Here is a 10,425-nt window from a genome sequence, read left to right as displayed (position 1 = left end):
AGCGCCTTACTCGCCCTGTCGGGCAGGAGCGTCGAGCTCGAACGCGGTGTGCAGCGCGCGTACGGCCAGCTCCAGGTACTTCTCTTCGATCACTACCGACACCTTGATCTCGGAGGTGGAGATCATCTGGATATTGATACTCTCCTTGGCCAGGGCTTCGAACATGCGGCTGGCAACGCCTGCGTGGGAGCGCATGCCAACGCCAACGATCGAGACCTTGGCGATCTTGATGTCGCCGATCACTTCACGGGCACCGATTTCGCGGGCGGTATTTTCCAGCACGCTTTGCGCCTTCTCGTACTCGTTGCGGTGTACGGTGAAGGTGAAGTCGGTGGTGTTATCGTGCGCAACGTTCTGCACGATCATGTCGACCTCGATGTTCGAGGCACTGATCGGGCCGAGGATCTTGAAGGCCACGCCCGGGGTATCCGGCACGCCGCGAATGGTCAGCTTGGCTTCATCACGGTTGAAGGCGATACCGGAAATGATCGGCTGTTCCATGGATTCCTCTTCATCAATGGTAATGAGGGTACCTGGACCCTCCTTGAAGCTGTGCAGCACGCGCAGCGGGACGTTGTACTTGCCGGCGAACTCCACCGAACGGATCTGCAGCACCTTGGAGCCGAGGCTGGCCATTTCCAGCATCTCTTCGAAGGTGATCTTCTCCAGGCGCTGCGCCTGCGGCACAACGCGCGGGTCAGTGGTGTAGACGCCATCGACGTCGGTGTAGATCTGGCATTCGTCGGCCTTGAGCGCCGCCGCCAGGGCTACGCCTGTGGTGTCGGAGCCGCCACGGCCGAGGGTGGTGATGCTGCCGTGCTCGTCGACACCCTGGAAGCCTGCAACCACGACCACGCGCCCTTCCTTGAGGTCGTTGCGAATCTTCTGGTCGTCGATCTGCAGGATGCGCGCCTTGTTGTGCGAGCTGTCGGTCAGAATACGCACCTGGTTGCCGGTGTAGGACACCGCTGGCACACCACGCTTGATCAAGGCCATGGTCAGCAGGGCAATGGTAACCTGCTCACCGGTCGACACGATCACATCCAGCTCACGTGGAACCGGCTGATCGGTGATCTGCTTGGCCAGATCGATCAGGCGATTGGTTTCACCGCTCATGGCCGACAGCACAACCACCAGGTCGTCGCCTGCCTCACGGTGTTTCTTGACCTTTTCGGCTACCTGCTCGATCCGCTCGATGGAACCGACAGAGGTGCCGCCAAATTTCTGTACGATCAACGCCATTTCAATGGTGCCTCAGCCCATACAGGGCCCCAAAAAACAATCCAACATGAAGGGGCCGGCGGCGACTCCGCCGGCCCCTTCATCTCAAAGTCCCTGCTCTGCGAACGGCACGGCCAGCGCCAGGGCCTGGTCCAGCGCAGCGACGTCGACGCCGCCACCCTGGGCCATGTCCGGACGGCCACCGCCCTTGCCACCCACTTTTGCTGCGGCTTGTTTCATCAGATCGCCAGCCTTGAGTTGGCTGGAGAGGTCTTTGGTCACGCCGGCCACCAGCACGACCTTGCCCTCATGCTCGCTGCCCAGCAGGATCACTGCGTGGCCGAGCTTGTTCTTCAGCTGATCGACCAGGGCCAGCAGGGCCTTGCCATCCTGCCCATCCAGGCGAGCGGCAAGTACCTTGGCACCCTTGACCTCAACGGCCGCATTGGAGAGATCATCCCCGGCGGCGCTGGCGGCTTTGGCCTGCAGCTGTTCCAGCTGCTTCTCCAGCTGACGGTTGCGCTCGAGCACAGCCGACAGCTTGTCGATCAGGTTGTCACGATTACCCTTGACCAGTTGCGCGGCTTCCTTGACCTGCTCTTCGGCAGCGTTCAGGTAGGCCAGCGCAGCCGCGCCGGTAACCGCTTCGATACGACGTACGCCAGAGGCCACGCCGCCTTCGCTGATGATCTTGAACAGGCTGATATCGCCCGTGCGCTTGGCATGGATACCACCGCACAGCTCCACCGAGAAATCGCCACCCATGCTCAGCACACGCACGGTGTCGCCGTACTTCTCGCCGAACAGGGCCATGGCGCCTTTGCGCTTGGCGGTTTCGATGTCGGTCACCTCGGTCAGCACCTCAGTGTTGCGGCGCACTTCACGGTTGACGATCTCTTCCAGCGCCTTGATCTGCTCTGGCTTGACCGCCTCGAAGTGGCTGAAGTCGAAACGCAGGCGCTGGCTGTCGACCAGCGAGCCCTTCTGTTGTACGTGATCGCCCAGCACCTGGCGCAGCGCTTCGTGAAGCAGGTGGGTGGCCGAGTGGTTCAGCGAAGTGGCGTGCTGCACATCGGCATCGACCTTGGCCTCGACCTCGACACCCACGCTCAGCGCACCGCTGGCCACCACGCCGTGGTGCAGGAAGGCACCGCCGGTCTTGGTGGTGTCGCGCACGTCGAAGCGCACGGCGCCAGCCTGCAGGTAACCGCAGTCACCGACCTGACCACCGGACTCGGCGTAGAACGGCGTGCGATCGAGGATCACCACACCCTGTTCGCCCTCGCCCAGTTGCTCGACGGCCTGGCCGTCCTTGTACAGGGCGATGACCTTGGCCTGGCCTTCGGTGGTGGTATAGCCCAGGAAGTCTGTGGCGGTGTCGACCTTGACCAGGCTGTTGTAGTCCATGCCGAAGGCGCTGGCAGAGCGGGCACGCTCACGCTGGGCGTCCATTTCGCGCTCGAAACCGGCTTCGTCGATGGTCAGCTCGCGCTCGCGGGCGATGTCGGCGGTCAGGTCCATGGGGAAGCCGTAGGTGTCGTACAGCTTGAACACCACGTCACCCGGGACCACGTCACCCTGCAGTTGCGCCAGGTCCTGCTCGAGGATGCGCAGGCCTTGCTCCAGGGTCTTGGCGAACTGCTCTTCTTCAGCCTTGAGCACGCGTTCGATATGCGTCTGCTGGCTTTTCAGTTCAGGGAAGGCTTCGCCCATTTCAGCCACCAGCGCGGCAACGATCTGGTAGAAGAAGCTGCCCTTGGCACCCAGCTTGTTACCGTGGCGGCAAGCGCGGCGGATGATGCGGCGCAGCACGTAGCCACGGCCTTCGTTGGACGGCAGCACGCCATCGGCAATCAGGAAGCCGCAAGAACGGATATGGTCGGCGACCACTTTCAGCGACGCCTGGCTGTCATTGCTGCAACCGATGGCCTTGGCCGCCGCGCTCAGCAGGTTCTGGAACAGGTCGATCTCGTAGTTCGAGTGAACATGCTGCAGTACCGCACTGACCCGTTCCAGGCCCATGCCGGTGTCTACCGACGGGGCTGGCAGCGGGTGCAAGACGCCATCGGCGGTGCGGTTGAACTGCATGAAGACGTTGTTCCAGATCTCGATGTAACGGTCGCCGTCTTCTTCCGGGGAGCCGGGTGGGCCGCCCCAGATGTCGGCACCGTGGTCGTAGAAGATCTCGGTGCAGGGGCCGCACGGGCCGGTATCGCCCATGGTCCAGAAGTTGTCGGACGCGTACGGGGCGCCTTTGTTGTCACCGATGCGCACCATGCGCTCGGCCGGCACGCCGATTTCCTTGGTCCAGATGTCGTAGGCTTCGTCATCGGTGGCGTACACGGTGACCCAGAGCTTTTCCTTGGGCAGGTTCAGCCACTTGTCCGAGGTCAGGAAGGTCCAGGCGTAGGTGATCGCGTCACGCTTGAAATAGTCACCAAAGCTGAAGTTGCCCAGCATCTCGAAGAACGTATGGTGGCGCGCGGTGTAGCCGACGTTTTCCAGGTCGTTGTGCTTGCCGCCGGCGCGTACGCACTTCTGGCTGCTGACCGCGCGGGTGTAGGCGCGTTTTTCCTGGCCGAGGAAGCAGTCCTTGAACTGGTTCATGCCGGCGTTGGTAAACAGCAGGGTCGGGTCATTGCCCGGAATCAGGGAGCTGGAGGCGACTCGGGTGTGCCCCTGCTCCTCGAAGAAGCGAAGGAAGGCTTCACGGATTTCTGCGCTTTTCATAGGTTCTTCCACGGAAACGGCGGCCCTGGTGGGCAAACGCGTCGACGAAACGACGGCAAAGGGCCGCATTATATCGGTCCTGCAAGCTCGGTGCAGTGTGTTTATGCGATGGAAAACGTCGATTAGACGGTTTTCAGGCGGTTGCAAACGAAAATGACATGACCGGATGCTAATTGCAGCCTTTCGCCACTGGCAAGCCCATTACGGCCGAAGGGAAGGGAAAATGGAATAGACGGTGAATTAAAAGGTTTTCATTCGAAATCGGATCCAAACCAACGCTCTCACTTGCGGCGGGTTGGCCGCGCCGACCGGCAAGCGGCACCTGCATAGCACACTGGAGAATGACTCAGCGCTATCTGTGTAGCGCCCTGTGTCCTGCGCTTATGCCTAGTCTGGCCAGCCATTTCCCAAGAGCACATGCACATGACTACCAATGCAGTAACTGCGCAGCGCGTGGACGGTAATGACAGAAGCAAAGGCGCCGGTTTCGGCGAAATGGATGAAGCCATCGACTATGACAACCCATCGCCTTCAGGGCTCGGCGACTCACGGGTGTATTTCAATTACGAGCTGTTCGATCTCTACAAGGCGCCCTTGGTACATTTTCAGCGCAGGGTCATCGAGGCCATCGATGACGAGGAAAGCGTCGGTAACCTGGACGAGATTCTGGTCTGGTTGAGGACCGCCAATGTGAAATTGAGCCAGGGCAGCGATATCACCCTGGAAGTCGAAGGCGAGTCGTTCATCATTCAGCAGGCCTCACCTGAGCAGCGGCTTCATTTGCTGTTCATGGGCACAGCGCTGCCAGAAACGATTGGCGCTGGCGTCACGTGCCCTCTGCGCATTGACGCCAGCGCCGACCCGGACAGGCATTTTGAAATTACCGCCATCGAAAACCTGTACCTCTACGGCACCCCACAGTTCCTGGCACGCGTCTTCGAACAGCTGGCCCTTCTGCCGGGCTACCCCGAACTCAAGCGGCTTCTGGATACAGCGCGCCAACAGTACGCCAGCGTGCCTGATATCGTGCTCATGCAGCGCCATGCCGGGCCGCCGCAACAGGGCCCGGGTTTTGACCTGCAACGCGTGATCCCTGCCAAGTATTCACATCTGCTGCCGGGCAGCTACACCACTGTGCTTTACGACCCCTATGACGCTAGCGGCCTCGACGGACTGACCACGTTGGCGAGAATCCTGCAGCAGGCCTATGACGCACTGGCACCAGACATGCTGGCCCCTGCCCCAACGTCAGCCGACTGACCGGTTCAGGACAGACTACGCCCTTCATCAGGCACGATGAGAATCCCTGCCCTGAGGCCATTCCTGACCTTGGGGTTGGGGAAGATGATGCGCGCACCCTCCTCTTCGACTACCCAGCGCATCTCGGCCAGGTCTTCAGCCAACAGGTAACCTTTGCTCAACTCGGAGAAGTTTTCGATATCCGCCGGCAAGTGCAGGCGAAAGCCCTCGCTGTGCTTGATGATCTCGCGGGCGACGCTGAACAGTTTCAGGCCATCGAGCGAGTCTTGCGCCTCGGGTTCGGTGCCTTCGATGATCTGGATCAGGCGCTCTTCCAGCTTGTCCAGGTTGACCTCTTCGTTCTGCCCGAACGGCCGCGCCCTGCCCAGCTCCAGGGTAAACGCCTCGGCATCGAGCTGCTCATAGGTGAATGCACTGAAGGTGATGGACGACTTGCTCTGCAGCAGCACCGCCTCCATGCCAGCTGCTGCCAGGCGCGCCAGCTCTCGACGTGAATGCTTGCGCCCCTCCTTGTAGGGGTACAGGGCGAACTGCTCGATCTTCGAGCCACGGATGGCGGTATGCAGGTCGTAATGCAAGCGCATGCGCTCGGGTTTGCTGAAGAACACCCGGGCAAACTGCTCAAGCTCCGCGGCGCGCAGCGCCTCGAAACCACTGGAAAGCTCGTGACGGCCATTGAACAGGCGGTTGATGTCCTGCTCGATGAAGCGCTCGCCCTTGCGGATGGCCGCCGGGTTGCCGAACAGGAACAACACCCGCGCGCGTGGTTTGATCTTGCCATTGGCCACGCCATGCAGCAGCCGTTCGAGCAATTCGATCGGCGCTGTTTCGTTGCCATGGATGCCGGCCGACAACAGCAGGTCGAGCCCGCAATCTTCAGCCTCGGTCGGGCGCACTTCGAGTGCGCCCTCCCCCAGCCAGCGCAAACGCACGCCCTTGGGTGTAACTTGGGTCTTCTCGGCCGGTTCGTGATCGGTCAAGGTCAGCTCAAGCAATTTGCCGAGGGCGAGCATAGGCACTTCCTTAGTGTTGGTGGCCGCAGTCGGGGCCATGGACGTGATCGTCGCCGTCAGCGACTTCAGCCGGCTCCATTTCCAGCTGCAGGCTGACCAGGTTGGTGGCCATCGGGCGCAGCAGCAGGTTGGCGTACTCGGTGTCGTCTTCCTCGACATCCACGCCAATCAGCAACTGGCCGCGGCCGTCCTGCTGAATCCACACTTCCTTGCCTTGCCAGACAACGGCAAAACGGGTGCAGGAAGTTTCCAGCTGGGTGCCGTCTTCGTCTTCGAGGATCAGGCGCAGGGCATCGGTCATTACTTAGTCTCTCTTCAAGGTTGGCGTTGGAACGGATAGACCGAACCCAATTGCAGAATCTGAGTCAACTCATCCAGTGCCGTACGGCATTCGACCAACAATTGTGGGTCGGCAAGGTCCGCTTCGCCCATGCGGTCGCGGTAATGCTTGTCTACCCACTGCAGCAGCGTGTCGTACAGCGGCGCGGTCATGATAACGCCTGGATTGACCGCCACCAGTTCCGATTCCTTCAACGCTACGCGAAGACGCAGGCAAGCAGGGCCTCCGCCGTTCTGCATGCTTTGCTTGAGGTCGAACACCTTGACCTCGCTGACCGGGCCGCCCTGCTGGGTCAACTGGCCAAGATACGCCCAGACCCGCTCGTTGCTACGGCATTCCTCCGGCACCACCAACAGCATGGAGCCGTCATCACGGCTGAGCAGCTGGCTGTTGAACAGGTAGGAACGCACCGCGTCCTCCACCGCCACTGCCGCACGCGGCACACGGATGGCCTGGAAGTTGCCACCCTTACTGGCCAGTTTAGCTTGCAGCTGGCCAAGCACCGCATCGGTCTCGAGGAAGGCGTCTTCGTGGTAGAACAGCACCTCGCCGTTACCCACCGAAATCACGTCATTGTGGAACACGCCCTGGTCGATCACGGCCGGGTTCTGTTGAGCGTAGACCACGCCGTCGTCGCTCAGGCCATGCAGCCGGGCCACGGCCTGGGACGCTTCCAGGGTCTGGCGCGCCGGGTACTTCTGCGGCGCGGGGTAGCGGCTGTCGAACGCGCTGCGGCCGTAGACGAAGAATTCGACGCCCGCTTCGCCGTAGCGACGGCAGAAGCGTGTGTGGTTGGCCGCCCCCTCGTCGCCGAACTGCGCCACCGCCGGCAACGCCGGGTGGTGAGCGAAGTGCCTGTCATCGGCGAACATCGCACCCAGCACACGGCTGGTGGTCGGGTGCTCGATGCTGCGGTGGTACTTGCAGTTGAGGTTGGCGGCCGTGAAATGCACGCGGCCATCGGCCGTATCGGCACTGGGGCTTACCGTGGCGGCATTGGCCACCCACATGCTCGACGCCGAGCAACTGGCGACCAGCAAGGGCATGGCTTCTCTGGCTGCGCGCTGGATCACCTCGGCATCGCTGCCAGAGAAGCCCAGGCGGCGCAGCGCGGTCACGTCTGGCCGTTCCTGCGGGGCCAGCACGCCCTGCTTGAAGCCCATGTCGGCCAGGGCTTTCATTTTTGCCAGGCCCTGGCGCGCGGCTTCGCGCGGGTTGGACGACTGCTGGCTGTTGCTCTGCGAAGCCACATTGCCGTAGGACAAGCCGCCATAGTTGTGGGTTGGCCCCACCAGGCCATCAAAATTCACTTCGTAGGATTTCATCGGCTAGGCTCCGAGACCGTTTGTTATAGGGTGACGCCCGGCGTCAGGGTTGCCGGCAAGGCGAGGCTGGCGGTCTCCAGCGAGGCCACGGGGTAAGCGCAGTAATCGGCTGCGTAGTAGGCACTGGCGCGGTGGTTGCCGCTGTTGCCGACGCCACCGAACGGCGCGCTGCTGGCGGCACCGGTCAGCTGCTTGTTCCAGTTGACGATGCCCGCCCGGCTGCGCAGCCAGAAATACTGGTAGCGCGCGCGGGAGTCGGAGAGCAACCCGGCGGCCAAGCCGTACTGGGTGTTGTTGGCCTCATCGATGGCGGCATCGAAGTCGGTGTAGCGAATCACCTGCAGCAACGGGCCGAAGAACTCTTCGTCAGGGCGCCCGCCAACGGCGCTGACATCGAGGATGCCAGGCGTCAGCAGTGCGGCGTCGACCTGCGGCTGGGTCATCTCCAGCAACTTCACAGCGCCCTTGCCCACCAGGTCGGCCTGGGCTGCAATCAGCGCCTGGGCCGCCTGCAGCGAAATCACGGAGCCCATGAACGGCGCTGGCTGCTGATCGAAGGCGCCCACCGTGATGCTTCTGCACACCTCGACCAGCCGCGCGATCAGCGTATCGCCCCAGACCCCTTGCGGCACCAGCAGGCGACGCGCGCAGGTGCAGCGCTGGCCAGCGGAAATGAATGCCGACTGGATGATGGTGTACACCGCAGCGTCGAGGTCCTTGACCTCGTCCACCACCAGCGGGTTGTTACCGCCCATCTCCAGCGCAAGGATCTTGTCCGGGCGCCCGGCGAACTGCTGGTGCAGCAGGTTGCCGGTGCGACTGGAGCCTGTGAAGAACAGCCCGTCGATCCCTGGGTTGGCCGCCAGCGCCACACCGGTTTCGCGCCCGCCCTGCACCAGGTTGAGCACACCGGCGGGCAGCCCGGCAGCGATCCAGCAGTTGACGGTCAGCTCGGCAACCTTGGGCGTCAGCTCGCTGGGCTTGAACACCACACAGTTGCCCGCCAGCAGTGCCGGCACGATATGCCCATTGGGCAAGTGGCCCGGGAAGTTGTAAGGCCCGAACACCGCCACCACACCATGTGGCTTGTGCCGCAACACGGCGGTGGCATCGGCCAGCGGGCCGCTTTTTTCGCCGGTCCGCTCGCGGTAGCTCTGCACCGAAATCGCCACCTTGTTGACCATGCTGGTGACTTCGGTCGCCGACTCCCATAGCGGCTTGCCGGTTTCTTCACCGATGCAATGCGCCAGCGCGTCGGCATGCTGCTTCAGCTGTTCGGCGAATTTTTCCAGCACGTCGATACGCGCTTCCAGGCTCAGCTGTGCCCAGGCCGGAAAGGTCTGGCGAGCGGCCCGCACGGCGGCATCAACCTGGCTGGCATCGGCACCCTGCCCTTCCCAGACCACGGCCTGGCTCACCGGGTTGAGCGATTGCAGGGCGGCGCCCTGGCCGGCCTGCCAGTTGCCGGCGATGTAATGCGTGGTCATTTACTGGGCCTCCCGGCTAGCCGACAGCGGCACGGCACGCACGTTGTCGCCAGCCCCCATGCGCAGGCGCTTGGCGGTCAGCGGGTCGACCACCAGAGTGCCTGCCGCCAGGCGTGCGGGCGCGGCCGTGATGCGGCAGTCGTCGCGTTTGCGGTTGTGGATGATGTAAGGCGTCGCGTCATCGCCGGGGGTACCGACCGCCAGCACCAGGGTCTGGCTTTCGCGCACGGCGCGAATTTTCGCGGTCTCGCATTCGATGGCAGGGCCGGCGTCGAAGATGTCGACGTAGCCTTGGTAGCTGAACCCTTCCTGCTTGAGCATGGCCAGCGCAGGCTCGGTGTCGGTGTGCACACGGCCGATCACATTGCGCGCCGCCTCGGACAGGAAGCAGGTGTAAAGCGGGAACTTGGGCATCAGCTCGGCGATGAACGACTTGTTGCCCACCCCGGTCAGGTAGTCGGCCTGGCTGAACTCCATCTTGAAGAAGTGCCGGCCCAGGCTTTCCCAGAACGGCGAACGCCCCTGCTCGTCGGACATGCCGCGCATCTCGGCGATGATCTTCTTGCCGAACAGCTCCGGGAATTCGGCGATGAACAGCATGCGTGCGCGTGACAGCAAGCGGCCGTTGAGGCCAGAGCGGTAGTCGCTCCGCAGGAACAGCGAGCACAGTTCGGAGTTGCCGGTCAGGTCGTTGGCCAGGAACAGGGTGGGGATCTCGCGGTAGATGTTCAGCTCCTGCGAGGCGCTGACGGTCAGGCCGACCCGGTAGTTGTACCAGGGCTCACGCAGGCCGACGGCACCGGCGATGGCGCTGATGCCCACCACCATGCCTTCGTCATTCTCCAGCACGAACAGGTAGTCGGTATCGCCACGTTCGGCTTCACCACGGAAGCTCTTCTCGGCCCAACCCACGCGATGCCCGAGGCGTTCTTCGTTGGCCGGCAGCGTGGTCAGCCCGGTGGTACCGGTGCTGCGAGCCAGTTCGATCAGCGCGGGTAAATCGCTGCTGCGTACGGGACGAACGATCATGCTATCTCCTTGAGCGGCGA

At 62.6% G+C, this 10,425-nt stretch carries 8 protein-coding genes; 1 reads left to right on the top strand and 7 read right to left on the bottom strand.

Features of this window, described 5'->3' with window-relative positions; translation table 11 throughout:
* Window positions 1-6: 6 nt before the first annotated feature.
* Together NP534_RS11765 and alaS are read right to left on the bottom strand one after the other, a co-directional pair.
* A complete protein-coding gene (locus NP534_RS11765; RefSeq protein WP_033699557.1) occupies window positions 7-1,242 on the bottom strand; it encodes an aspartate kinase in 1,236 nt (411 codons plus the stop codon).
* Between the two features lie 84 nt (window positions 1,243-1,326).
* The gene (gene alaS / locus NP534_RS11760) at window positions 1,327-3,951 is read right to left on the bottom strand and encodes an alanine--tRNA ligase (protein ID WP_274098800.1); all 2,625 of its coding nucleotides are present in this window, start codon (window positions 3,949-3,951) and stop codon (window positions 1,327-1,329) included.
* Between the two features lie 423 nt (window positions 3,952-4,374).
* On the opposite strand from alaS, the gene NP534_RS11755 reads away from it, so the two are divergent.
* Window positions 4,375-5,211 carry a hypothetical protein gene (locus NP534_RS11755; RefSeq protein WP_274098799.1) on the top strand — a complete coding sequence of 279 codons (837 nt, stop codon included), beginning with the start codon at window positions 4,375-4,377 and terminating at the stop codon, window positions 5,209-5,211.
* A gap of 5 nt (window positions 5,212-5,216) precedes the next feature.
* On the opposite strand, the gene astE is transcribed toward NP534_RS11755, so the two are convergent.
* The 5 genes from astE to astA are packed head-to-tail and all read right to left on the bottom strand — an operon-like array spanning window position 5,217 to window position 10,405.
* Window positions 5,217-6,224, bottom strand: a complete 1,008-nt coding sequence (astE, locus tag NP534_RS11750; RefSeq protein WP_274098798.1) for a succinylglutamate desuccinylase — start codon at window positions 6,222-6,224, stop codon at window positions 5,217-5,219.
* Window positions 6,225-6,234: 10 nt separating this feature from the next.
* Window positions 6,235-6,525: a topoisomerase II gene (locus tag NP534_RS11745; RefSeq protein ID WP_033699561.1), complete on the bottom strand. Its 291-nt coding sequence runs from the start codon at window positions 6,523-6,525 to the stop codon at window positions 6,235-6,237.
* Between the two features lie 14 nt (window positions 6,526-6,539).
* Window positions 6,540-7,889 carry an N-succinylarginine dihydrolase gene (astB, locus tag NP534_RS11740; protein ID WP_274098797.1) on the bottom strand — a complete coding sequence of 450 codons (1,350 nt, stop codon included), beginning with the start codon at window positions 7,887-7,889 and terminating at the stop codon, window positions 6,540-6,542.
* 23 nt (window positions 7,890-7,912) lie between these two features.
* Window positions 7,913-9,376 (bottom strand): succinylglutamate-semialdehyde dehydrogenase, encoded by a 1,464-nt coding sequence (astD, locus tag NP534_RS11735; protein WP_274098796.1) that lies wholly within the window; start codon window positions 9,374-9,376, stop codon window positions 7,913-7,915.
* Window positions 9,377-10,405, bottom strand: a complete 1,029-nt coding sequence (gene astA, locus NP534_RS11730) for an arginine N-succinyltransferase (protein ID WP_033699564.1) — start codon at window positions 10,403-10,405, stop codon at window positions 9,377-9,379.
* Window positions 10,406-10,425: the final 20 nt, after the last annotated feature.

This window comes from Pseudomonas sp. 39004 (assembly GCF_028682155.1).
GTDB classification, from domain to species: domain Bacteria; phylum Pseudomonadota; class Gammaproteobacteria; order Pseudomonadales; family Pseudomonadaceae; genus Aquipseudomonas; species Aquipseudomonas capeferrum.
This window is presented reverse-complemented; position numbering and strand designations above follow the sequence as displayed.

Coding starts and splice junctions, on each gene's coding strand:
- NP534_RS11765 (WP_033699557.1), bottom strand. CDS start 1,242: ATGGCGTTGATCGTACAGAAATTTGGCGGCACCTCTGTCGGTTCCATC.
- alaS (WP_274098800.1), bottom strand. CDS start 3,951: ATGAAAAGCGCAGAAATCCGTGAAGCCTTCCTTCGCTTCTTCGAGGAG.
- NP534_RS11755 (WP_274098799.1), top strand. CDS start 4,375: ATGACTACCAATGCAGTAACTGCGCAGCGCGTGGACGGTAATGACAGA.
- astE (WP_274098798.1), bottom strand. CDS start 6,224: ATGCTCGCCCTCGGCAAATTGCTTGAGCTGACCTTGACCGATCACGAA.
- NP534_RS11745 (WP_033699561.1), bottom strand. CDS start 6,525: ATGACCGATGCCCTGCGCCTGATCCTCGAAGACGAAGACGGCACCCAG.
- astB (WP_274098797.1), bottom strand. CDS start 7,889: ATGAAATCCTACGAAGTGAATTTTGATGGCCTGGTGGGGCCAACCCAC.
- astD (WP_274098796.1), bottom strand. CDS start 9,376: ATGACCACGCATTACATCGCCGGCAACTGGCAGGCCGGCCAGGGCGCC.
- astA (WP_033699564.1), bottom strand. CDS start 10,405: ATGATCGTTCGTCCCGTACGCAGCAGCGATTTACCCGCGCTGATCGAA.